Origin of the sequence: Streptosporangium sandarakinum (assembly GCF_013409935.1) — a bacterium.
Classification (GTDB): Bacteria; Actinomycetota; Actinomycetes; order Streptosporangiales; family Streptosporangiaceae; genus Streptosporangium; species Streptosporangium nondiastaticum.
The window spans coordinates 1405781-1429023 of the sequence record NZ_JACCCO010000002.1 but is presented as its reverse complement, the minus strand read 5'-3'; the positions used below and the strand labels follow the sequence as shown (position 1 = coordinate 1429023).

The following is a 23243-nucleotide window of genomic DNA, read 5'->3' as shown; positions in this document are numbered from 1 at the left end:
CCGAGCCTCGGCGGGCCGAACCCGGCCCGCGTGCCGGTAGGCTGTTCGGGTTGCGCGCGCTCGTAACGCCTTCCGCTAGGGCGGGTGAGGGGGAGCGCGCCCTTCAGATCCCATCGAAGATCCCTAGGAGATCCGCCGTGTCCGAAGTAGTCATCAACGCCGAGACGCGCACCCAGTTCGGCAAGGGCGCCGCCCGCAAGATCCGCCGCGAGGACAAGGTCCCCGTCGTCCTGTACGGGCACGGCACCGAGCCGCAGCACCTCATGCTCCCGGGCCACGAGCTCCTGCTCGCCCTGCGCACGCCGAACGTGCTGATCCGCCTCAAGGGCGCGGCCGACGAGCTGGCCCTGCCCAAGGGCGTCCAGCGCGACCCGATCAAGGGCTTCCTGGAGCACGTCGACCTCCTCCTCGTCAAGCGCGGCGAGAAGGTCACCGTCGAGATCCCGGTCACCACGGTGGGCGAGATCGCCGACGGCGTTCTCGACCAGCAGCTCGTCTCCATCGCCATCGAGGCCGAGGCGACCCACATCCCGACCGGCGTCGAGGTCGACGTCGAGGGCCTGGAGGTCGGCACCCAGATCACCGCGGGCGACCTGAAGCTGCCCAAGGGCGCCACCCTGGTCGCCGACCCCGAGACCCTGGTCCTGCACGTCACCACCGCCGCCGCCCCCGTCGAGGAGGCCGCCGAGGGTGAGGGCGAGGCCGCCGCCGAGGGCGAGACCGCCGAGGCCGCGCCGGCCGAGGCCGCCGAGTAGTTTCATCTGCTGGACCTTGTCAGGGCAGCCCGCGACCGGGCTGCCCTGACGCGCATGTGGAAGGGGCGCCGACCATGGACCGCTGGCTGGTCGTGGGTCTGGGGAATCCCGGGCCGGAGTACGCCGGTAACCGGCACAACGCGGGCTTCATGGTGGCCGACGAGCTCGCCGCCCGCATCGGGGGGCGATTCAAGGCGCACCGATCGCGCGCCGAGGTGCTGGAGGGGCGCGTGGCGGGCGCCCCCGCCGTGCTGGCCAAGCCGCTGTCCTACATGAACCTCTCCGGCGGCCCGGTCAAGGCCCTCGCCGACTTCTACAAGGTCGACCCGGCCAGGGTGATCGCCGTCCACGACGAGCTCGACATCCCGTACGGCGCGCTGCGCGCCAAGCTCGGCGGCGGCGACAACGGCCACAACGGGCTGAAGTCGATCACCAAGTCCCTGGGCACACGGGAGTACCTGCGGCTGCGGTTCGGCATCGGCCGCCCGCCCGGCCGGATGGACCCCGCCGCCTTCGTCCTGCGCGACTTCGCCACCGCCGAGCGCAAGGACCTGCCGTTCCTCGTCGACCGGGCCGCCGACATGGTCGAGTCGCTGATCACCTCCGGCCTGGAGGCCACCCAGAACGCCTTCCACTCGGCCGACCTGAAGCTCTCGGGCCCGCCCAGGTAGTACCCGGGCGGCCCGTCCGCGGATCCGCCGCGCCGGTCGCGCCGAAGCCCGCCGGGTCCGCCCAGGTGACACCGTCCCCGGGGACGTGCGTTCCGGCCTTGGGCCGCCGTTCTTCCCGGTAGCATCCGGTGACCATCGGTTGCCGATCGACTACGCTGGGGGAGCGCGTGCGCGACGTGAACGCCGTCCCGACCGGGCCGGGATCGACGTCGGCGTCCCGCCCGCGCTTGCCCGCCTGGGCCCGCCGCCACCGGGCGTACACCGTCGCCGCCGACCTCCTCTGCTCCTCCGTGGCCGGCCTCCTCGCGCTGTTCGCGCGCTCCGGGGACAGCACCCCGGACGTCACCCCGTACGTCGCGCTGAGCGCCGCGCTGCCGCCGGTCTGGGTGTGCGCGGCCGCGCTGAACCGCGCCTACGAGCCCCGCGTGGCCGGCCTCGGCCCCGAGGAGTACCGGCGGATCGCGCGGTGCGGGTTCGCCCTCGCCGCAGCCCTGGCCTCCGGCGCCTACCTCGCCCGCACCGAGACCGCCCGTGGGTACGTCGTCCTGGCCGTCCCGCTGGCCACGGCGCTCGCCCTCCTCGGCCGGTACGGCCTGCGCCGCCGCCTGCGCCGGATGCGCGAGCGGGGCCGGTGCGCGCACCGGGTCGTGGCGGCCGGGCGGCGGGCCGCCGTCGCCGAGCTGATCGGCCTGCTCCGCAGGGAGCGCCGCCACGGCATGGAGGTCGTGGCGGCGTGCGTGCCGTACGACGGCGGGGCCGACGTCGAGGGCGTCCCCGTCCTCGGCGACCTGTCCGACGTGCCGCTCGCGGTGGGGCGGGCCGCGGCCGACACCGTGGCCGTGCTCGCCTGCCCGGAGCTGGACGGCACGGCGCTGCGCAGGCTCGCCTGGCGGCTGGAGCGGACCGGCGCCGACCTCGTCGCCGCCCCGGCGCTGCTGGAGGCCGCCGGACCGCGCACCGCGGTCCGCCTGGCGGCCGGGCTGCCGCTGCTGTACGCCGAGCACCCGCGGATCACCGGCTCCCGCCGCGCGCTCAAGGCCGTCTTCGACCGGGCCGCGGCCGCGGCGCTGCTGGCCGCGCTGCTGCCGCTGCTCGCCGCGCTGGCGCTGGCGGTGCGGGCGTCGGGCCCCGGGCCCGTCCTCCTGCGGCGGCGACGGGTGGGCCGTGACGGAGCGGAGTTCGTCCTCTACACCTTCCGCACCATGGCCGCCGGCGCCGAACGCGGGCGGGTCGGCCTGCGCGGGGACGGCCGGGCCGTGCCGTACGCGATCCGGCACGACCCGCGCCTGACCCCGCTGGGCGCGCGGCTGCGCCGCCGTTCCCTGGACGAGCTGCCGCAGCTGCTCAACGTCCTGCTGGGCCACATGTCGCTCGTGGGGCCGCGGCCGCCGCTGCCGGAGGAGGTCGCCCGGTACGACGACGACGTCCGCCGCAGGCTGCCGGTCAAGCCGGGGATGACCGGCCTGTGGCAGCTCACCGGGCACCCTGACATTCCATGGGAGGAATCAGTACGGTGGGAGCTGCGTTACGCAGAGAACTGGTCCCTCACGCTGGACCTGCAGATTCTCTGGAAGACATGGGTGGCCGCCGCACGAGGAACGGGAGCGCACTGAATTGACGATCCGGGACGACCACGTTCTCGCGGCGGATCTCGCGGCCCAGGCCGGTGAGAGGCTGCTGGCGCTGCGCGCCGAGCTGGGGTTCGGCGACCCCGCGGTCCTGCGCAAGGAGGGCGACACCGCCTCCCACCTGTTCCTCATGGACGCCCTGGCCCGCTCGCGCCCCGGCGACGCCGTGCTGTCGGAGGAGGCGACCCGGGAGGAGCGCCTCGACCCCCGCCGCCTCGCGGCGGAGCGGGTGTGGATCGTCGATCCCCTCGACGGCACCCGCGAGTTCGCCGAGGAGGGCCGCGCCGACTGGGCGGTCCACGTGGCTCTGTGGGAGCGCGGCGCCCTGACGGCCGGCGCGGTCGCCCTGCCCGCGCAGGGCCGCACCCTGTCCACCCTCGAACCCCCCGTACGGCCGGCGTCCGCCGCCGGAGGCAGGCCGCGGATCGCGGTCAGCCGCACCCGCCCGCCGGAGTTCGTCCGGGCCCTCGCCGAGCGCGTCGGGGCCGACCTGGTGCCGATCGGCTCGGCCGGCGCGAAGATCTCCGCGGTGCTCACCGGCGAGGTCGAGGCGTACGTGCACGCCGGCGGCCAGTACGAATGGGACTCCGCCGCGCCGGTCGCCGTGGCCCTGGCCGCCGGAGCGCACGCCAGCCGGATCGACGGCTCGCCGCTCCGTTACAACCAGGGAGACCCCTCACTGCCGGATATCCTTGTTTCCCTACCGGAACTGGCGCCAGCATTGCTTGACGGCATCCGGGACCTGCACCGATAAGCACCGCTAGGAGAGTCTGATGCTCCAGTGCGACTACACCACGTCGCAGCTCGACGTCCTCGAGGCAGAGTCCATTCACATCATGCGTGAGGTGGCGGCCGAGTTCGAGCGTCCCTGTCTCCTCTTCTCAGGCGGTAAGGACTCCATCGTCATGCTCCGCATCGCGGAGAAGGCGTTCTGGCCGGCCCCGATCCCCTTCCCCCTGCTGCACGTCGACACCGGCCACAACTTCCCCGAGGTCATCGAGTTCCGCGACCGCCGCGCCGACGAGCTCGGCGCACGCCTGGTCGTGGCCAGCGTCCAGGACTCCATCGACGCCGGCCGGGTGACCGAGGAGACCGGCCGCCGGGCCTCCCGCAACCGGCTGCAGACCACCACGCTGCTGGACGCCATCGAGGACGGCGAGTTCGACGCGGTGTTCGGCGGCGCCCGCCGCGACGAGGAGAAGGCCCGAGCCAAGGAGCGGGTGTTCTCCTTCCGTGACGAGTTCGGCCAGTGGGACCCGAAGAACCAGCGCCCCGAGCTGTGGAACCTCTACAACGCGAAGATCCGTAAGGGCGAGCACATCCGGGTGTTCCCGCTGTCCAACTGGACCGAGCTGGACATCTGGGACTACATCCGGCGTGAGGGCATCGAGATCCCCTCGATCTACTACGCCCACACGCGCAAGGTGTTCGAGCGCGACGGCATGCTGCTGTCGGAGAGCGAGTTCGTCACCCGCGACGAGGACGAGCAGGTCTTCGAGGCCGTGGTCCGCTACCGCACGGTCGGCGACGTGACCTGCACCGGCGCCGTCCAGTCCGCCGCCGCCACGGTCGAGGAGATCATCGCCGAGATCGCCGCCACCCGGATCACCGAGCGCGGCGCCACCCGCGCCGACGACCGGGCCTCCGAGGCGTCGATGGAGGACCGCAAGCGGGAGGGCTACTTCTAGTGAGCGCGGTTCCTTCCCGGCCGGCCCGCCCGGCCCGGCAGCCCCTTCCCGCGCGGCCCTCCCGCGCACGCCGTACGACCTCTGGAGAGCGGTTCTGATGGACATCCTTCGCTTCGCCACGGCGGGCAGCGTCGACGACGGCAAGTCGACCCTCATCGGGCGGCTGCTCTTCGACTCCAAGGCGATCTTCGAAGACCAGCTGGAGGCGGTCGAGCGCACCTCCCGCGACCGCGGCACCGAGTACACCGACCTGTCGCTGCTCACCGACGGCCTGCGCGCCGAGCGGGAGCAGGGCATCACGATCGACGTGGCCTACCGCTACTTCGCCACGCCCCGGCGGAAGTTCATCATCGCCGACACCCCCGGGCACATCCAGTACACCCGCAACATGGTGACCGGCGCCTCCACCGCCGACCTGGCGATCGTCCTGATCGACGCCCGCAAGGGCGTGCTGGAGCAGTCGCGGCGGCACGCGTTCCTCACCACGCTGCTGCGGGTGCCGCACCTGGTGCTCGCGGTGAACAAGATGGACCTGGTCGACTACTCCCAGGAGCGGTTCGAGGAGATCCGCGAGGAGTTCACGGCGTTCGCCGCCAAGCTGAACGCCCCGGACCTGACGTTCATCCCGATCTCGGCGCTGCACGGCGACAACGTGGTGTCCCGCTCGGAGAACATGCCGTGGTACAACGGCTCCTCCCTGCTGCACCACCTGGAGAACGTGCACATCGCCTCCGACCGCAACCTGGTCGACGTGCGCTTCCCGGTCCAGTACGTCATCCGGCCGCAGCGCGCCACCGACCCGGCCCTGCACGACTACCGGGGATACGCCGGGCAGGTCGCGGGCGGCGTGCTGAAGCCCGGCGACGAGGTCGTGCACCTGCCGTCGGGGCTGAGCACCCGCATCGCCTCGATCGACACCTTCGACGGCCCGGTGCAGGAGGCGTTCGCACCGATGTCGGTGACGCTCCGCCTTGAGGACGACATCGACATCTCACGCGGTGACATGATCTGCCGGCCCAACAACCAGCCGCAGGTCACCCAGGAGCTGGAGGCGATGGTCTGCTGGATGTCCGACGCCACCAAGCTGGCGCCGCGCACCAAGCTGACCATCAAGCACACCACCCGCACGGCCCGGGTGCTGGTCAAGGACCTGCACTACCGGCTCGACGTCAACACCCTGCACCGCGACGAGGAGGCCGGCTCCCTCGGGCTGAACGAGATCGGGCGCGTCTCGCTCCGCGTCACCCAGCCCCTGTTCGTGGACGACTACGCGAGGAACCGCCTCACCGGCGGCTTCATCCTCGTGGACGAGGCCACCAACAACACCGTCGGCGCCGGGATGATCACCGACGCCCGTTAGACCTGTTCCGCGGATCCCCGCCGTGGCGCGGGCCCGCCCGGACGACCGCGGCGGGTGTGACGATCCGCGGGCCGCCGGACCGATCGTCCGGTCCGAGCGGGCCGCCGGGCCGGACGACCGGTCCGGCCCGGCGTGCCCCAGGTAGATCCTTTGTCCTTTCCGCGATGGGTCGGTAACTCTCCGCACTAAGATGTGCACGTTCCGTATCCGACGGGTAAGGATTCGTGCCGTGCCTGACAAGCCGCCTCCCGCCCGGGTCGTCTTCCTCGGCGGTCTCGGCCGCAGCGGGACCACCCTGCTGGAGCGCCTGCTCGGCGAGGTCCCCGGCGTCGCGCCGCTCGGCGAGGTCGTCCACCTCTGGGCCAGGGGCGTGCTGGCGGACGAGCCCTGCGGCTGCCGGCGGCCGTTCAGCGCGTGCCCGTTCTGGCGGGAGGTCGGCGAGCGCGCGTTCGGCGGCTGGCCGGACGACCTCGCTCACCGGATGCTCCGGCTCAGGCGCCGGGTGGACCGCACCCGGTGCGTTCCCGAGCTGGCCCGCCGCCTCGCCGGGTCTCCGGCGCGCGCAGGGTCCACCGGGCCCGCGACGTCTGCGGTGTCCGCCGGGTCCTCCGGGCGCGCGGAGCGCCCGGGGCTCGCGAGGCCCGTGACGCCCTCGGAGGCCGTGCGGTCAGCGGAGTTCGCGGAGTCTCCCGAGCTCGCCGAGTACGCCGCGGCGCACCGCCGCCTGTACGACGCGGCGGCCGAGGTCTCCGGCAGGCCGGTCGTGGTCGACTCCAGCAAGCACGCCTCCACCGCCTTCTGCCTGGCTGCGGCTGGGCTCGACGTGCGCGTGGTGCACGTCGTGCGCGACCCCCGCGCGGTCGCCCACTCCTGGCGCAGGCGGGTGCCCCGCCCGGAGGACGGCCGGCCGATGACCCGCTGGTCGCCGGCCCGCACCTCGCTGCACTGGCTCGCCCAGAACCTCAGCCTGGAACTGCTGGCGCGCGGCGGCGCCCGCGTCACCCGGGTCCGCTACGAGGATCTGCTCGACGCCCCGGCCGCCGTCCTCGGCCGCCTGGCCGTCGAGGCCGGTCTCGCGCCCCGCCTCGACTTCCTCTCCGTGGGCCGGGCCGACCTCTCCCCGGCCCACACGGTCTCCGGCAACCCCGTGCGTTTCACGGTCGGCCCGATCGGCCTGGATCCCGACGACGGCTGGCGCACCGCCGCCCCGGCGCGGCACCGGCGCCTGGTCGCCACACTGACCTGGCCACTCATGATCAAGTACGGCTACGACAGGAGGCCGGCGTGAGCCCATCGGTGGGCGTGGTCATCCCCACGCGGGGGCATCGGCCCGACCGGCTGCGCGCCGCGATCCGCGCCGCGCTCGGCCAGGACCACCCCGGCCCCCTGGAGGTGGTCGTCGTCGTCGACGGCGGCGACCCGGCGGCGGTCGCCGACCGGACGGCCGACCTCCTGGCCGCCCGGTGCCCGGCCGCCTCCGGCGAGGAGACGCCGCGCCGGGTCCGGGTGGTGGCCAACCGCCTCAGCCCCGGCCTGCCGGGGGCCCGCAACACCGGCATCGCGGTGCTCGGCACCGACCTGGTGGCCTTCTGCGACGACGACGACGAATGGGCGCCCGGCAAGGTCGCCGCCCAGGTCGCCGCCCTGGAGTCGCGGCCCGGCGCGGAGTTCTCCAGCTGCGCCATCGAGGTCGAGTACGGCTCGCGCCGCGTCCCCCGGCTGGCCGGGACCGGCACCGTCACCCGGGCGCACCTGCTGCGCTCGCGCATGGTGATGGTCCACTCCTCGACGTTCCTGTTCCGGCGGGGCGCCTTCTGGGCCGACGAGAGCGCGCCGGGGGGCCAGAACGAAGACTGGGACCTCGCGCTGCGCGCGGCCGCGCGCCACCCGATCGCGCACGTGGACCGTCCCCTGGTGCGGGTGCGCTGGGGCGGTTCGGCGTACGCGACCCGCTGGGCCGACCGAATCGCCGGGCTGGAGTGGATGCTCGCCCGGCACCCCGATCTGGTCGTGGACCCGCGCGGCGCGGCGCGGGTCTACGGCCAGCTCGCCTTCCACCACGCCGCCCTCGGCCGGCGGAGGGAGGCGGGCCGCTGGGCCTGGCGGGCGTTCACCGCGCGCCGCGGTGAGCCCCGGGTGCCTCTCGCGCTCGCCGTGGCCGCGGGCCTGGTGCCGGCCGGGACCGTCCTCGGGACGCTCCACAACCTCGGGCGCGGCATCTGATGGCGCTCCGGGCCGTCCAGGAGACGCATCAGGCCCCGAAGAAGACGCGTCAGGCCGGCCAGGAGGCCGGCTGGACCGGTCAGGCGGCACGTCGGGCCGGCCGAACGCGCGGAGCCGTTCCGGAGACGGCCGCCCGGGACGCACACCGACCCGCCCGGGAGGCGGTGCGCGCCCAGCGGCGGCCGTGGCCCGGCGACGACCACGGGCGGCCGCGCCACCGGGTGCGCGTGGCGGGCCTCACGATCGACCCGATGACCGAGGGGGAAGTCGTCGACCACGTGGTCGGCGCGCTGAAACGCGGCGAGGGCGGCCACCTCGTCACCCCCAACATGGACATCGCCTGGACCGCCGCCCACGACCCCGGGGCGCGCGAGCTCGTCGAGCGGGCCGACCTGTCGATCGCCGACGGCATGCCGCTGGTGTGGGCGGCCAGGCTGCTCGGCACACCCCTGCCGGCGAGGGTCGCCGGGGCCGACCTGATCTGGTCGCTGTCGGAGGCGGCCGCCTTCTACCGCCACCCGGTCTACCTCCTCGGCGGCCCGCCGGGGGTGGCCCGGCAGGCGGCCGACCGGCTGGTCCGGCGCCATCCCGCGCTCGTCGTCGCGGGCACGCAGGCTCCGCCGTACGGGTTCGATACGGACCCCGGCGGCCACGACGAGATCAGGGAGGCGCTGGTGGCCGCCGCGCCCCGGCTGGTCTTCGTCGGGCTCGGCTTCCCCAAGCAGGAGCGGCTCATCGCGCGGCTCCGGGACGACCTTCCCGGCACCTGGTTCGTGGGGTGCGGCTCGGCCATCGCGTTCGCGGCCGGGGCGACGCCCCGGGCACCGGTGTGGATGCGGGGGGCGGGGCTGGAGTGGCTGTTCCGCCTGGTTCACGAGCCCGGCCGGCTTGCCCGCCGCTACCTCCGCCACGACCTGCCCTTCACGCTCCGGCTCCTGGGCTCCTGCCTCCTGCGCCGGCTCTTCTCCTGAGCACCGCCTCCCGGCCGGTCCGGCCACGTTCCCGGGCTCCGCGCCCCGGGTGAACCAGGTCAACCGGACTCCGTGTCCCGGTTGACCTGGTTCACCCGGCCGAACTAGCTTTTACTCATGCGAGTAAGCCAGGCAGGTGAGGGGCGCTCGCTCGCCGCGACCGCCCGCCGCGCGCAGATCGTGGCGGCGACCATCGAGACGATCGCCGAGCTGGGCTACCCGCAGACCTCCTTCGCCCGTATCGCCGAGCGGGCCGGGCTGAGCAGCACCCGGCTCATCTCCTACCACTTCGCGGGCAAGGACGAGCTGATCGGCGCGGTCGTCACCGAGGTCCACCAGGCGATCGGGCGGTTCATGACCGAACGGCTGGCCGGCCGGCCCGACGCCCGAAGCGCGCTACGGGCCTATATCACCGGCGTGGTGGAGTTCGTCGCCGAACACCGGGCGCAGATGCAGGCCCTGATGGAGATCTTCCTCGACTTCCGCGGGCAGGACGGCGACGGCGGCTCCTACGACGCCGCGACCGAACGGCAGGTCCTCGGCTCCCTTGAGGAGATCCTGCGCTGGGGGCAGGCCACCGGCGAGTTCCGCGACTTCGACACCTTCGTGATGGCCGCGACCGTCCAGCGGTCCGTGGACGGCCTGCCGTTCCTGCTGCGAACCGAACCCGACCTCGACCTCTCCCACTACGCGGACGAGCTGGCGACCATCTTCGACCTCGCCACCCGGAACCGGCACCCCCTCTCCGAAGGAGGGGACGCCCGGTGAACGGACGCGGTCCGGCTCGTGGGCGTCGCCCCGCACGCTTCCGCGGATCAGTCGTCCACGAGGGTGACGCGCTGATCGGCTGAGCCCGTGTAGGGGCCGTAGAGGATGAACGCCGTCGGCGGACGCTTGCCGGCGAACTCCTTGCCGATGGACAGCGCCTTGCCGGAAGGGACGCTCACCAGCCGGCGCACGCCGTCGCTGAAGGCCGGGCGGTGCCAGCGCTGGGCCGGGACGGAGGCGCATGGTTTGATCCGGACCGCGAGCATGCCGCCGCCGTTGAAGGCGACGGTGTCGTACCGCTCACCGGCGGCCAGGCAGCGTCCGCTGACGACGTTGACGAGCTGGAACCGCTGGGCGCCGCCCCGCGTGCGCCAGGCCGTACGCGGGTCGGCGCACGGCAGCGCCGCCACCAGCCCACCCGCCGCACCGACGCATCGGCCCGCGTGGGCGATCCGGGTGCCCGGCCGGGGAGTGGGCTCGCGGGGGGACCGCGACGCGGGTCCCGGGGTCGTCACGCGGACGGCCGGGGTTCTCCCGCGGGAGGGAGCCTTGGTCCTCACGCGGGTGGGCTCGGGTGCCCGGGTCCTCACGCGGGTGGGCCTCGGGGTGGGTGACGCGCCCGGCGCGGGAGCGGCGACCTGCGCGGACGGGGAGGGGGCCTGGTCCGGTGGCGGGTTGAACACGGCCACGGTCACGGCCACGGCGGCGATGATCGCCGTCGCCCCCGACACCGGGATCACCCAGCCCGGCATCGCGGCCCCCTTCGGCGCGGCGACCGGCGTCCCGGCCCCTGTCGTGCCCGGCGTCCCGGTCCCTGCCGTGCTTGGTGTCCCGATCCCTGCTCCGGTCGGTGTCCCGGCTCCCGCCGTGCCCGGTGTCCCCGCTCCCGCCGCGATCCACTTCTCCGCTCCCAGGGCGAGCGGGAACAGGGCGATCGGCAGCGCCGCGCGGAGTGTGGCGTTGAGGTCGAGCAGCTCCGCGTGCGCCCGGGCGCAGCTCGCGCAGGACTCCAGGTGCCCGCGCAGCGCCCGCGGAAGACGGCCGGTTCTCTTGCGCACGACCGCCGCCAGCGGCTCGGCGTACTCCCGGCAGCGAGGCGACGCGCCGGACGCGTACGCGGCCAGGTACGCCCTGCGCAGCCCCTCGCGGGCGCGGAAGGCCAGCACGCCGACGTTGCCGGGAGTGATGCCGAGGATCTTCGCGACCCGCTCGGGCTCCTCGTCCTCGATCAGGGTGTGCCAGAGCACGGTCCGCCAGCGTGCGGGCAGCGAGCGGTAGGCGCGGGTCACGAGATCGTCCGGCGGCTCCGGAGCGGCCGTCGTGAGGTCGTCCTCGCGGAACTCGTCGGTCAGGACGAACCGCTGATCGGAGCGCGCCCACTCCGCCGCCGTGTTGCGGACCACCGCGTACAGATAGGGACGCCAGTCGCCGGTCGGACCGGCCGGGCCGTTCCGGACGGTCCGCAGGGTCCGCGCGAACGCCTCGCTGGCCAGGTCCTCGGCGGTGTGCGGATCCTGGCACAGGCGGCGGGCGAAAGCGATGACGGCCGGATGGTGCCGCTCGTACAACTCGGAGACGGCACGATCGTCCCCGGCCCTGACCATTCGGGTCAGGGCCAGATCATCACTTTCCGGGTTGATCACTTATCTGATTGTAAATTTGACGGAATCCTTCTGGTACGCGGCTTTGGCGTAGACGCCGGCGGGCTTGGCGGAGGAGGCGATGAGCCGGGTGGCCTTCGTGGTCGCGCTCTTCAGCGTGATCGAGCCGCCCGCCTTCTCCAGCAGCCAGCGCTGTCCCTTGGCGGCCCCGCTGCACCTGACCAGGACGACCGGGCGCTTGCCGCCGCTGGCCTTGCCGAGCGCCATGCAGCGGTTCTGGCGGCGCACCTGCACGTGCTCGCCGACCGTCACGACGTTCCACCTGGCGCCGCAGGCGCCGAGGCGCACCCTGGTGCCTGACGAGGTCAGGCAGGTGCCGTACGTGCTCCTGAACCGGACGTTGCGGCCCCGCACGGGAGCCTCGGCGGGGGCGGGGTCGAGCGACTCGACCGGGCCCGACGTGACGGCCGGCTCCGGAACGGAGGTCGGCGTCGCGGTCGGCCGAGCGGTCGGTCCGGCGGTCGGGCGGGTGGTCGGCGAGGCGGTCGGCCGGGTGGTCGACTGTGACGTGGCCGTCGGGGCCGGGGTGCTCGGCCGGGTGGGTGAGGAGGCCAGGCCGCCCAGCAGCTCGGCCACGAACTCACCCTTGCCGTCGCGTACCACCGCTCCGCCGTCACGGTTGTCCTTGACGGCCGGCTTCCCGCCGGCGCGGCTGGTGAAATTGGTCCTGTCCTGACCGGCGTCCGGCAGCCACTGCTGCGCCTTGTCCTTCTTCGCGCACGGGCCGGTCACGACGGTGTCCGCCATGGTGAGGCAGTGGCCGGTCGCCGCGTTGCGGATCGTGAGGTACCCGTCGTCGTCGATGCCGCGCTGCCACGTCTGCGCGGAGCCGTCCGTGCACGCGCGCTGCACGACCTGTGCCGCGCTCCCGTCGAGGCATCTGCCGCCGTCCACCACCCTGATGCGGAACCGCCACACCGGACTCGGCTGGTCCTGGATCAGGTACGGGCTGAACGCGACGTTCCTGATCCTCTCCAGCTCCGGCTGCCGTACCGGCGTCGGCTCGAAGTAACGGAAGTCGTCGATCCGGCACGAGTCGAGGTGATAGTTGGACGCGGGGTCGCTCGTGCACTCCTTCCGGGTGCCCATGTTCCGGCAGACCGGGTCGTTGCCGTTCACGCCGCCCCCGTCGCAGTGCGAGAGCCCGAAGCTGTGGATCAGCTCGTGGGTGAGCCCGGCCTCGCTCCAGCACCAGCGCGGGAGGATGACGTTGCCGGTGCTCAGGCCGGCGTTGGCACCGCCGCCCGTGCAGGAGTCCGTGATCTCGTTGTCCCTGACGAGGTACAACGGCTTGACCCGGTTGGTCTGCCAGAGCGTACGCACCAGGGCCGGCTGGGAGGCGAGGTTCTCGGCCATCGCCTTGCCCATCTCGGCTCGGTTGCGACCCTTGGTGAACGGCAGCTTCGCCACCACCGGACGGCAGTCACCGTCCTGCACGAACCGGATCCGCCGGGAGACCCCGAACCGCTCGGCGCTGGAGTCGACCGTCTGGTCGGTCTCCCAGATGGTGTTCAGCAGGGCGGCGCTGTCGGCCTCCCAGGCGTCCTGCCCGGGTTGGTGGACGTAGATCGGCAGCACCCAGCCCTTGTCCTCGGCATCCACCCCGTCACAGGCGAACCGCGACTGGGCCGCCGGAGCCGCCGCCACGGCGGGCGACGGCGCCGCCAGGCCCGCCCCGCCCATCGACAACAGCAGCGCCGCCATGAGGATGGATCTCAACTTGCTCAATCCGAGCTCCTTTCGTTCACAGAGGAAGGAGTCCGGCCGTTCGCCTGGATTACGCGGCTTCGGAAATTTTTCGGTCCCGTCGTGGTTCCGTGGCGTTCGAGACGGTCGCACGTGTGGCGTGGGAGCCGAGGGGGCTCGTCGCCGGCCATGCCGGTGACCGCCCTCCTTCCGGGCGGCCACGGCCGCTCGTGCGGTGACCGGCCATGCGGTGGCCGCCCGTGCGGTGATCGTCCGTACGGTGGCCGCTCGTGCGGTGGCCGGCCGTGCGGGGACCGTCCGTGCAGTGGCCGGCCGTGCGGATCAGGGAGCGGCCAGCCGCCTGACCCGGTGGGCCTCCTCGCGGCTCAGCCGCGCCGCGGCCGCGGCCGCCGCCCGCCGGGAGTCCATCGGGCGGTACGCGGTGCGGGACAGGCCGCTCCAGGCGAAACCGCCGCCCGGCCGTCCGGCGGACGCGGTGCAGGCGTGGGAGACGCGGCGTTCGGCGCGGGAGGACCAGGTCAGGCCCGCCCAGTCGTACAGGCCGCGGAAACCCCGCACCGGGTCGGCGGCCAGCTCCTCGTAGCTCACCAGCAGGATGCCGGGGTGCCGCGCGGCGAGGGCGACGGCGACGTCCCGGGCGGCCCGCCACAGGGCGACGGTCGTCGTCACCGGGTCCCGGCAGTCCGCCAGCGTGCGCAGCTCCGCCAGGCACGGGTGGTCGCGGACCAGCAGCGGCTGCCCGAGCAGCTCCCGGGGGCTGACCGCCCAGCCGAGCCGCCGCCAGCTCCCCACCAGCCCCACCGGGTCGCGGAGCAGCAGGATCACCCGGCAGCCCAGCCGCTCGGCGAACCAGCCGGCCGAGAACAGTGCGAAGGGATCGTCCAGCAACGCCCGCCGCCCGGCCAGCCTGCCCAGCGTGAACGCCGTGCCGTACCGGACCAGCCGTGCCAGGTCGTACGGCGAGCGGTTACGGCGCAGCTCGGCCAGGAATCGGTAGCGCAGCGCGACGGTGTCGGCGAAGGCACGCAGCCAGACCGCCTCGTTGTCCGGGCAGATGTACTGGAACCGGTGGGTCACGCGGGCGTCGAGCACCCCCGGGCAGCCGCCGGGCGGATGCCCGGGGTTCAGCGGCTCGTTGACGTAGACCAGCTCGCCCCCGGCGGCGAGCATCTTGCCCGTCCAGCTCGTGCCGCTCCTCGGCAACCCGGTCACCAGCACGGGCGTCATCGGCGGCCTCCGGCTCGGCGGCCCGGCTCCCCGCCGGCACCACGCTCCGCGGCACTGCCCGGATCATGGCCCGGATCCCTGTCCGCATCGTGGTCCGCATCGTGGTCTGTGGCGTGGCACAGGTCCCCGTCCGCCCCGCGGTCCGCGTCGTTCATGTCCGCGGACGCGGGCGGGGAGGCCGTACGGCGCGGCGGACGCCACGGTGTCAGCGCGGCGACGCTGTGCGCGCCGAAGGGGCGCAGGCCGTAGCGCCGGTGGATCCGCCACAGCGGGAGCAGGTTCTTGACCAGCGTGCCCCCGGACCAGCCGAGGGCGGCGCCGAGCACGCCCGCGGAGGGCACCAGCAGCACGTCCAGCGCCACGGTCGTCGCGACGGCCGCCACCAGGTTGGCCAGGCTGGAACGGGTGTGCCCGGCCGCGGACAGCGCCACGTCGGCCATGCCGCAGGCGGTGGCGGCCATCATCGTCCCGGCCAGCACGAGCGCCACCGGCACGCCGGAGGCGTAGCCGTCGCCGAACACGCCGAGCAGCCACGGCGCGAACGCGGCGTAGCCCAGCCAGATCGGCCAGGTCGGCACGACCAGCCACATCGTGGCCGACTGGTACAGCGCGCGGGCGCGCGGCAGGTCTCCTCCGGCCAGCGCGCGCACCAGTCCGGGCTGCACCGCCTGGGCCAGCCCCTGCCCGGCGAGCTGTCCCACGACCTTGAACCGGGTCGCCGCGGTGTAGACGGCCGCCTCCGCCGGGCCGGCGAGCGCCGCGACGACCAGGACGTCCAGCCGTTGGAAGACCGACTGGAGCGCGGCGGCGGCCGACCGGGGCCAGGTGTCGCGCCACAGGTCGAGCGCGGCGCCCGGCGGGCGCGGTCCGCGCGGCAGCCGCCGGCGCAGCCAGAGCGCGGCCGTCGCCAGGACCACCGCGTACGGCCAGGCCCAGGCCGCCGCGAGCGCCGTGAGCGTGACGGCGTCCACTGGCTCCACGGTGTTCACGAAGGCCCCGGTGTTCACGGCGGCCGGCGCGGGGCCGCCCGCGCCGGTGTGCGCGGCCCAGAGGACCAGTGTCACCCCGGCGAGCTGGGCCGACGGCAGGAACAGGCCGGTGAGCAGGACGGTGGGCCGCATCGCGCCGAACCCGCGGGTCGCGGCCACCGCGACGTCCGCGCACACCACCGCCGGCAGCGCGGCGGCCAGCACACGCGACGCGGGGTCGGCCGGGCGGAGGACGGCGACGGCGGCGACGGCCAGCGAGAGCGCCGCGACCGGGACGAACGCCGCGCGGACGTAGCCGCGGGCGGGGCCGTACCCCAGGGGGTGTGACCGGGCGATGAGACGGACCAGTCCGTTTCCGGCGTCCAGGCGCAGGATCCCGGCGGCGGTCAGGCACAGCGCCGTCGAGGTGAAGAACGCTCCCGCCGTCTGCCGGTCCGTCCCTCGGGTGACCAGCACGACCGTCGCGAACTGCGCGGCGGCGCCCACACCGGCCCCGGCCAGGCCCGCCAGCCCGGCCCGCGCCGTCCCGCGCATCGAGCCCGGTCCACCCGGTGCGGTGCGGTCCGGCGGGCGCGAGGAGGTCAGCGCGGCCAGGACGGACTTCCGGCGGCCGGTCCGGGAGCGTGGGACGCGGATGCGCGGGACGGCGCGGGCCGGGCCGGCGTCATCGTGCGGCCCGGGTCGGGTCAGCGCCGCCATGACGGCTCCGCGCCGAGCCACGGTGAGAGCCGGGCGTCGGGCTCCTCGAAGCGGCCGGCCAGCTCGCGGCGGAGCGGCCCGGGCATCGGGGCGGGCCGCGGCCGGGCGTTGTGCCGTTCGAACCGCGGGTCGCCGAGGTGCGGCAGGCCGAGGAACTCCAGCACCCGGTCGTAGACGACCTCCGGATCGGCGAAGAACCGCCCGCTGTCCAGGACGAGCAGCCGGTCCCGGCCGAACAGGGGCTCCAGGCGGGCGAGCTGCTCGGCGTAGCGGCCCCGGGCGAGGTAGGCGTGGTGGCGGTGGGCGTGGCTCACCGAGTGCGGGCAGGCGCGCAGGGCGTCCTCGGCCCCGGCCAGCCGCTCCTCCTCCAGCTCCACCGCGCGGGCGAAATCGGGCTCGGTCTCGAAGCCCCGGGCCAGCTCGTGGGCGTGCGCGGAGAAGGCGCGCTCGACGGGGTCGCGGACCAGCACGATCAGCTTCACCCCGGGCAGGTCGCGGGCGATCCGGGGACCGGCGAGCGGGTGGAACAGGTAGTAGGGGGACGACTCGAACGCCTGGGGGCGGCAGCCGTACCGGTGGGCCAGGCGCGCGGTCCGGGCCCGGAGCGGGAAGTGGGCGCGGTACCACGGAAGCCCCCGGTCGTAGGCCACGTCGAAGTAGTGGACGCCCTTGTGGAGCACCGGTTTGAGGATCAGCGGATGCCGCGCCAGCGCCCGGTACAGCGAGGTGGTGCCACAGCGCTGCGCCCCGATGATCAGGAAGGACGGCAGGAGCCGCTGCCCGGCGGTCAGTCGTCCCACGGCACGGGACACGGCATGGGCCGGGCGCTTCACCCCGGGGATCACTGCGAACTCCTCTGCGTGTGGGGATCAGGTCGGAATCCCCCTCCTGCCGGAAGGGGGTGGCCTCAGGCGAGGGCCTCCTCGCCTCAGATGAGGGTCTCCTCGAAGTCGACGGCGGGGCCGAGCCACCGGCCGGGCGGGCCGAGGGGGGAGTGCCCGTCGGCGGCGTGCCGGTCGGCCAGGGCGATGAGGTAGCGGGCGGCGGTCAGCCTGGCCTCGGCCGCGGTCAGCCCGAACGGCGCCAGGACGCGCAGCGCACGGGCCACGCAGGCGCGGGCCGCGGCGGCGGGGTCGGTACGGCGCAGCGCGTGCTGGAAGAAGTGGTGGACGGCGTCGAAGCCGAGCGGCACCCCGGTGGCGAACCGCTCCCAGTCCCACACCAGCAGCCGCCCGTCCGGACCGCGCGCGATGTTCCACGGTGAGAAGTCGCCGTGCCAGGCGAACCCGTCCGCTCCGCCGGCCCCGTCGTGCCGGGTGAACCCGTCCGGTCCGCCGTCCCGGCCGTCCCGGTGGATCCGGCCGAGGCGGCTGATCTCGGCGACCGCCTCGACGAGCAGGTCCTCGGGCACGGGGCCGCGCCGTACGGGCAGCGGGGACAGCGCGAGCACGGACAGGCCGCGCCACGTCCCGTGGTGCAGCACGACCGGGGGGACGACGGTCTTCAGCGGCACGTCCGCCAGCAGGCCGAGCGTCCGGGCCTCGTGCGCGACGAGGGCGCGGGCGCGGTCGGTGTCGCCGATCTTCACGAAGGCGGCCGGGCCGTCCGGGGTGCGGGCCTCCAGGATCGGCTTGCGGTTGGCCCGCCGGGCCGGGCGGACGTGCAGCACGACCTGGACCGGCGCGCTCAGTGCCTCACCGAGGTAGGTCTCGATGGTGTCCTCCCCGGAGGGCACCATGACCCTCCGGCCGGGGTGCCACCACCGCCGCGGCGCGAGCCTGCGGGGGAGCAGGGGGTGCGGGAGCAGGCTGTAGGGGCGGATCTCGCCGGCGCCGGGGAACAGCAGGCGGACGGTCCGGTCGAGGTAGCGCAGCCGGGCGCGGGCGTCGCCGGCGCGGCCCGCCCGGGGCTCGGTCCGGGGGCTGGTCAATCGAACACGCCTCCTCTGCGGACGACCGGCCCGGGACGGCCGGGGGACGGTGCGCCGGTCTGGTTCCGCCACAGGAGCGCGAAAGAGACCAGGTACAGGCCGAGCGGTGTGACCAGCCCGTCGTAGACGAACATGTAGAGCAGGGTGAGGATCATCACCAGGACCCCGGCCATCCCGATCGGGCTCCGGTCGCGCCAGTGGCGGCGGACGGCTCCGGCGAAGAAGGCCACGTACAGCGCGGCTCCGGTGAACCCCTGCGTGATCATCAGGTGCCAGAGCTGGCCGTCGCTGCCCAGCGGGGGATGTCCGCAGGTGTCGCACCAGTCGGTCTTCCCGGTGGTGATCGTGCGGTGGTTGCCGGTGGCGTTGCGGGTGTTGCCGTAGCCGATCACCGGGGAGGTGCGTGCGGCGGCGACGGTGGCCGAGACGGTGAAGGCGCGGATGTCGTTGCTGTGCGGGTTGTCCAAGCGCTGGGCGACCATCGTCCGCAGCGGGGAGAGCAGGAACGCCAGCGCCGCCGCGGCGACGGCCGCGCAGAGCACGGCGCGGGTCCGGCCTCCCAGGCGCAGAAGCAGGTAGGCCACGCCGACGCCCAGGCCGATCCACAGGCCCCGGTTGAGGGAGTAGACGATCGGCACGGCGGCCAGCGCGAGCAGCGGCGGCACGGCCAGTCGCCGGCGCGGCCCGCCGTACACCCACCAGCCGACCACGAACCAGACGAGCAGCACCGAGATGTTGCTGCCCCAGGCGTTGGCCCACTCGAAGGGCGCCTCCGGGCGCGGGGAGGCGTGGCCGAGCACCTTCTGCACCTGCGCCGCGGTGGGGTGGATCAGGTTGTGGACGAAGGGGTTGCCGCTGACCGCACCGGGCAGCAGCCGTTCGACGGGCGAGGTGAAGTCGGCGTGCGGGGCGACCACCCCCAGCAGACCGCCCGCGACGGTCGTGACGAACAGCGCGCCCAGCATGCGGACCAGGGTGAGCTGGGGGAGCTCCCGCTCGGTCAGGTTGCCGAGGTAGAGGACCATGATCGTCAATGAGGCGTAGAGGGCCAGGCGCATGAGGTATCCCGCGATCCGCCCGGGGCCGAACTCGCCGTAGGTGCCCGGGGGCATCTCGCCGAGCATGAGCGCGCTGACGAGGTATCCGGCCAGCAGCAGCAGCCAGAGCCCGAAGCCGCGCGGCATCCTGATCGGCCGTCGCCGCCACAGGACCAGCGCCATCGCCGGGGCGAGCGCGATCACCGACAACCCGCCGAGGCCCAGCGCCCACCACAGCGGGTATCCGACCAGCAGCGCGGCGATCGGCCAGGCGGCGCGGTGCGGCAGGCTCACCACCGGGCGGCCGCCTCGCCGGGCGCGGCCAGGCGCCGGGCGCCGGGTCGAGGACGGGGACGGGGACGGGTGGCCGGGCGCTCGGGCAGCCATCGGGCGAGGCCCGCCCCGGCGAGCAGGCCGGTCATCAGTCCGCTGCCGAGATACAGCGGGGGGCTGGGCGCGCTGGGCCCGGCCGGCGGCACGGCGTCGCTGATCACCGACCCGGGGGTGACGGCGACGGTCCGCAGCGCGTCGTACCGGAGGGTCAGGCTCGCGGACTGACGACCCAGGACGTTCTGCCGGTGGGCGGCCAGGGTGCGTTCGGCGGTGCCCCTGGCCAGGCGGGGCAGCGCCTCCGCGCCCGCCGCCAGGCTCGTGTTGACCTGACGCAGCTTGGCCAGGAGCGCCCGCAGCTGTGCGTCGCGCGCCTGCTCGGCCGACTCGCCGCGGTTGGTGAGATAGGCCCTGGCGTAGGCGGACGCCCCGGCGGCGGCGGCGCGAGGATCGGCGGCGGTGTAGGAGAGGCCGAGGACCGAGGTGTTGGGCGGGACGGAGACCTCGACGGGTCCGGGGGAACGGCCGAGCAGGGCGCGGACCCGGGCCGCCACGACCGCGGACTTGGCGATCTGGGCCTCGGTGTCGAGGTTGAGCGGCTCGCGCTGGCGGTTGGTGACCTGGTTGACCTGCTCGGGGAGGCCGGTGGGGGAGACGAGCACCTGCGCGGAGGCGGTGTAGGAGGGCGGGACCACCCGGAGCAGGAGGCCGCCGCAGCCGAGGCCGGCGGTGATGAAGATCAGCAGGATCGGCCACCTGCGGCGGAGCAGGGACGTGTAGTCCGCCAGGTCTCCGCCGGGGCGGCGGGCGGGTGCGCCCGGGAACGGGCTCGGGTGAAACGCCGTCAATCGAACGCACCTCCTTCACGGGGATCGACACGGCCCGGTCGGCGCGGGGCTTCATGAGGGTCGCCGCGCCTGGAAGCCCTTTCCCTCGGGAGGGGGGCCGTTGGCGTGCGCCCCGCTCGGGCGGGTCGGCGCTTGGAGAACCCTAGGAACTATAGGTCGGCTTTTCGGTTTCCCGGACCGATACACAAGATTTTCTTTAGATTGTTCTCGCCTGTAGCGGCGCGATGGCCAGCGTTTATCGGATATTTCCTATTCGCCGCTCTCGCGCGGCTCCGGCGCGTCGCCACCCGCGCCGGATCGTCGTTTCCGCAGGCCGTACGACCTGTGCCCGGCGGCGGTCCGGTCGGTGGCCGATGACGACGCGGTTCACCGCCGGTGGCGGCGCGACCCGGAGCGGAATCCGGGAGAAAGGGTCGTCAATGCGGTGGTGCGGCCGGTGTGGAATCCGGTTGAAAGGCCCGCGAAGGTCGCGGGAAAAGAATATGGGGGCTGTTTTGGTGGGAATAACGGGTTGTCCGGGTGTTTTGCGGAGAAAGGCGGGATTGGTCGTTTCGGGGGCCCCGGTCCTCGTGGCGCTTGCGGCCCTCGGCGCCTGCGGCCCCGCGCCGACCGGGCCTGGGCTCCCGCCGCGCCCCCCGGCGAAGGTCCCGGGAGCATCCGGAACGCCCGGAACCCCGGGAACGCCCGGAACTCCGGAAATGCCAGGAGCCCCCGGAGTAACGCCGCCGGACGCGTGGCCGCCGGAAACGTGGCCATCGGGGACCGGCGCGCCGGAGCCGGAGGCCGCCCGGCCCGACGGCCCACCGGGGTCGCCCTCGCCGGGAGCGCCCTGCGTGGCCACCGCCGTCCTCGTCCCCACCTGCGGGGCGTGGTGGGGCATCGCGCCGGAGGTCTTCACCGGGAGGTCCCCGGCGCGGGCGCTGGAGCGGGCCGAGACCCGCATGGGCCGCCGGGCCGGCATCGTGCACGTCTACCACCGGGGCGCGGAGCTGTTCCCCACCGCCGAGGAACGCTCGATCGCCGCCGGTCCCGGTGGTCCCCGGCTGCTGCTGGTCAACTGGAAGCCGTCCTTCGACCGCACCTGGGCCGAGATCGCCCGGGGTGCGCTGGACCGGCGGATCGACCGGCTGGCCGGGCACATCCGGCGGACCTTCCCCGGGAGGTTCTTCCTGACCGTCCACCACGAACCGGAGAACGACGTGCGCGAGGAGCCCGGCTCGGGGATGACCGCCGCCGACTACGCGGCGATGTTCCGGCACGTGGTGACGCGCCTGCGCGAGCGGGGGGTGCGCAACGCGGTCACCGTCATGACCTACATGGGCGCGCCCAACTGGGCCGTCGCGCCGTGGTTCGCGCGGCTCTACCCCGGCGACGACGTGGTCGACTGGGTCGCCCTGGACCCCTACCTGGACCCCTCCGCCGAGGGCCGGACGGGCTCATCCGCCGGGACCGGTCCCTCTGCCGGGACGGGCTCATCCGCCGTGACGGACCACCCCGCCGAGGGCCGAACGGACCCCTCCACAGGGACGGACCCCTCCACGCGGACGGACCCCTCCGCCGGGACGGGCGGCTTCGCCGGGCTGGTGGACCGGACGCGCCCGGACGCCGCCGGCTGGCCCGGGTTCCATCGCTGGATGCGGTGGCGCTTCCCGGACAAGCCGATCATGCTCGCCGAGTGGGGCGTGTTCGAGCGTCCCGGCAGGCCCGGCGCCAAGGCGGAGTTCTTCGCCGCGGTCCGCCGGGAGATGCGGCTCTATCCGCAGATCAAGGCGCTGGTGTACTTCGACTCACCGCGCGCGCCGCGCGGCGACACCCGTTTCGACGCCACCGCCGACGCGGCCCGGGCCTTCGCCGGCCTCGTCCGCGACCCCTACCTCGGAGCCACCCCGGTGCCGCAGGAGTGACCAGCCCGCGGCTCCGGCGGCCACCGCCGCGGCGAGGATCCACAGCAGGGCGGCGTTGCCCACGCCGAGGAGCTTCAGCGCCGAGGCCAGCAGCACCACCGCGAGGATCGCCCGGATCACCCCGCCGGGGGCCCGGGAGGAGATCCGCGCGCCGAGGTAGACGCCGGGGATCGAGCCGGCCAGCAGCGAGGTGGTGAGGTCGAGCTGGAAATCGCCGAACAGCAGGTGGCCCAGGGCGGCCGAGGCGACCAGCGGCACGGCCTGGACGAGGTCGGTGCCGACGAGCTGGTTGGACTTCAGCGCCGGGTAGAGGGCGAGCAGCGCCACGATGATCAGTGAGCCGGATCCCACGGAGGAGATGCCGACCACGATTCCACCGATCGTACCGACCAGTAAGGTCGGGATTGGGCGCACGACGATGGACCCCAGGTCCGCCGAGACGGGCCCTTCGCGCCGCGCCAGCCACGCCTTGGCGACCAGGCCCGCGACGGCCAGCAGCAGCGCGACGCCCAGGGCGTACTTGATCGTCTGCTGGATCGCCTCGCCGTCCCCGAACGCGCGGGCCACCAGCACCCCGCAGAAGGCGCCGGGCACCGACCCCGCGCACAGCCAGCCGACGAGTCGCAGGCTGACCGTGCCGCGCCGCAGGTGGACGAGCCCGCCCACCGGCTTCATCACGGCCGAGGCGACGAGGTCGCTGGAGACGGCGGCCAGCGGCGGCACGTTGAAGAACAGCATCATCATCGGCGTCATGAGCGCGCCGCCGCCCATGCCGGTCAGCCCGACGATGATCGCGACGAGGAAGGACCCGAGGGCCAAAGGGAGGTCGATGTCCATGAGTCGCTCA

The 23243-nt window shown here is 74.2% G+C and carries 20 protein-coding genes; 11 read left to right on the top strand and 9 right to left on the bottom strand.

From position 1 onward, the window contains the following. The first annotated feature begins 137 nt into the window (after positions 1-137). From HDA43_RS24840 to HDA43_RS24795, 10 genes are all read left to right on the top strand, one after another. Positions 138-755 carry a 50S ribosomal protein L25/general stress protein Ctc gene (locus HDA43_RS24840; RefSeq protein WP_179825616.1) on the top strand — a complete coding sequence of 206 codons (618 nt, stop codon included), beginning with the start codon at positions 138-140 and terminating at the stop codon, positions 753-755. A gap of 74 nt (positions 756-829) precedes the next feature. Next, positions 830-1426, top strand: coding sequence for an aminoacyl-tRNA hydrolase (gene pth / locus HDA43_RS24835; RefSeq protein ID WP_218912399.1), 597 nt, complete (start codon positions 830-832; stop codon positions 1424-1426). Between the two features lie 167 nt (positions 1427-1593). Beyond that, positions 1594-3039, top strand: coding sequence for an exopolysaccharide biosynthesis polyprenyl glycosylphosphotransferase (locus tag HDA43_RS24830; protein ID WP_312873525.1), 1446 nt, complete (start codon positions 1594-1596; stop codon positions 3037-3039). Position 3040: 1 nt separating this feature from the next. Beyond that, positions 3041-3808, top strand: a complete 768-nt coding sequence (locus tag HDA43_RS24825) for a 3'(2'),5'-bisphosphate nucleotidase CysQ (RefSeq protein WP_179825612.1) — start codon at positions 3041-3043, stop codon at positions 3806-3808. A gap of 19 nt (positions 3809-3827) precedes the next feature. Next, entirely contained in the window at positions 3828-4742 is a 915-nt protein-coding gene (gene cysD, locus HDA43_RS24820; RefSeq protein WP_179825610.1) for a sulfate adenylyltransferase subunit CysD, read from the top strand. A gap of 97 nt (positions 4743-4839) precedes the next feature. Then, positions 4840-6102, top strand: a complete 1263-nt coding sequence (cysN, locus tag HDA43_RS24815; protein ID WP_179825609.1) for a sulfate adenylyltransferase subunit CysN — start codon at positions 4840-4842, stop codon at positions 6100-6102. Between the two features lie 229 nt (positions 6103-6331). Continuing rightward, the gene (locus HDA43_RS24810) at positions 6332-7390 is read left to right on the top strand and encodes a sulfotransferase (protein WP_312873524.1); all 1059 of its coding nucleotides are present in this window, start codon (positions 6332-6334) and stop codon (positions 7388-7390) included. Beyond that, on the top strand, positions 7387-8325 hold the full coding sequence (locus HDA43_RS24805; protein WP_179825605.1) for a glycosyltransferase family 2 protein: 939 nt from the start codon (positions 7387-7389) through the stop codon (positions 8323-8325). Before HDA43_RS24810 ends, HDA43_RS24805 begins: the two co-directional genes overlap by 4 nt. Positions 8326-8489: 164 nt before the next feature. Then, on the top strand, positions 8490-9296 hold the full coding sequence (locus HDA43_RS36080) for a WecB/TagA/CpsF family glycosyltransferase (RefSeq protein ID WP_390001011.1): 807 nt from the start codon (positions 8490-8492) through the stop codon (positions 9294-9296). Positions 9297-9413: 117 nt separating this feature from the next. Continuing rightward, positions 9414-10064: a TetR/AcrR family transcriptional regulator gene (locus tag HDA43_RS24795; protein WP_179825601.1), complete on the top strand. Its 651-nt coding sequence runs from the start codon at positions 9414-9416 to the stop codon at positions 10062-10064. A 47-nt stretch (positions 10065-10111) separates the two neighbouring features. Here HDA43_RS24795 and HDA43_RS24790 read toward each other — a convergent pair whose 3' ends face one another. The 8 genes from HDA43_RS24790 to HDA43_RS24755 form a co-directional block, all read right to left on the bottom strand. Then, positions 10112-11707 carry a sigma-70 family RNA polymerase sigma factor gene (locus HDA43_RS24790; RefSeq protein WP_179825599.1) on the bottom strand — a complete coding sequence of 532 codons (1596 nt, stop codon included), beginning with the start codon at positions 11705-11707 and terminating at the stop codon, positions 10112-10114. Further along, entirely contained in the window at positions 11708-13453 is a 1746-nt protein-coding gene (locus HDA43_RS24785; protein ID WP_179825598.1) for a ricin-type beta-trefoil lectin domain protein, read from the bottom strand. 300 nt (positions 13454-13753) lie between these two features. Continuing rightward, the gene (locus tag HDA43_RS24780) at positions 13754-14659 is read right to left on the bottom strand and encodes a sulfotransferase (protein ID WP_179825596.1); all 906 of its coding nucleotides are present in this window, start codon (positions 14657-14659) and stop codon (positions 13754-13756) included. Further along, positions 14656-16347, bottom strand: a complete 1692-nt coding sequence (locus HDA43_RS24775) for a lipopolysaccharide biosynthesis protein (protein ID WP_246424501.1) — start codon at positions 16345-16347, stop codon at positions 14656-14658. The genes HDA43_RS24780 and HDA43_RS24775 overlap by 4 nt, the downstream gene beginning before the upstream one ends. Further along, positions 16335-17147 (bottom strand): sulfotransferase family protein, encoded by an 813-nt coding sequence (locus HDA43_RS24770; RefSeq protein WP_312873523.1) that lies wholly within the window; start codon positions 17145-17147, stop codon positions 16335-16337. Before HDA43_RS24770 ends, HDA43_RS24775 begins: the two co-directional genes overlap by 13 nt. Before the next feature lie 128 nt (positions 17148-17275). Further along, complete coding sequence (locus HDA43_RS24765; RefSeq protein WP_179825592.1) at positions 17276-18277, bottom strand: hypothetical protein; 1002 nt, start codon at positions 18275-18277, stop codon at positions 17276-17278. Further along, positions 18274-19608 carry an O-antigen ligase family protein gene (locus HDA43_RS24760; protein WP_312873522.1) on the bottom strand — a complete coding sequence of 445 codons (1335 nt, stop codon included), beginning with the start codon at positions 19606-19608 and terminating at the stop codon, positions 18274-18276. Before HDA43_RS24760 ends, HDA43_RS24765 begins: the two co-directional genes overlap by 4 nt. Further along, the gene (locus tag HDA43_RS24755; RefSeq protein WP_179825590.1) at positions 19605-20492 is read right to left on the bottom strand and encodes a Wzz/FepE/Etk N-terminal domain-containing protein; all 888 of its coding nucleotides are present in this window, start codon (positions 20490-20492) and stop codon (positions 19605-19607) included. Before HDA43_RS24755 ends, HDA43_RS24760 begins: the two co-directional genes overlap by 4 nt. A gap of 833 nt (positions 20493-21325) precedes the next feature. Between HDA43_RS24755 and HDA43_RS35325 the strand changes: the two genes are divergently transcribed. Then, positions 21326-22396: a glycoside hydrolase family 26 protein gene (locus HDA43_RS35325; protein ID WP_246424500.1), complete on the top strand. Its 1071-nt coding sequence runs from the start codon at positions 21326-21328 to the stop codon at positions 22394-22396. Here the strand turns inward: HDA43_RS35325 and HDA43_RS24745 are convergent. Beyond that, the gene (locus tag HDA43_RS24745) at positions 22280-23233 is read right to left on the bottom strand and encodes a sulfite exporter TauE/SafE family protein (RefSeq protein ID WP_179825588.1); all 954 of its coding nucleotides are present in this window, start codon (positions 23231-23233) and stop codon (positions 22280-22282) included. The genes HDA43_RS35325 and HDA43_RS24745 overlap by 117 nt on opposite strands. Between the last annotated feature and the right edge of the window lie 10 nt (positions 23234-23243).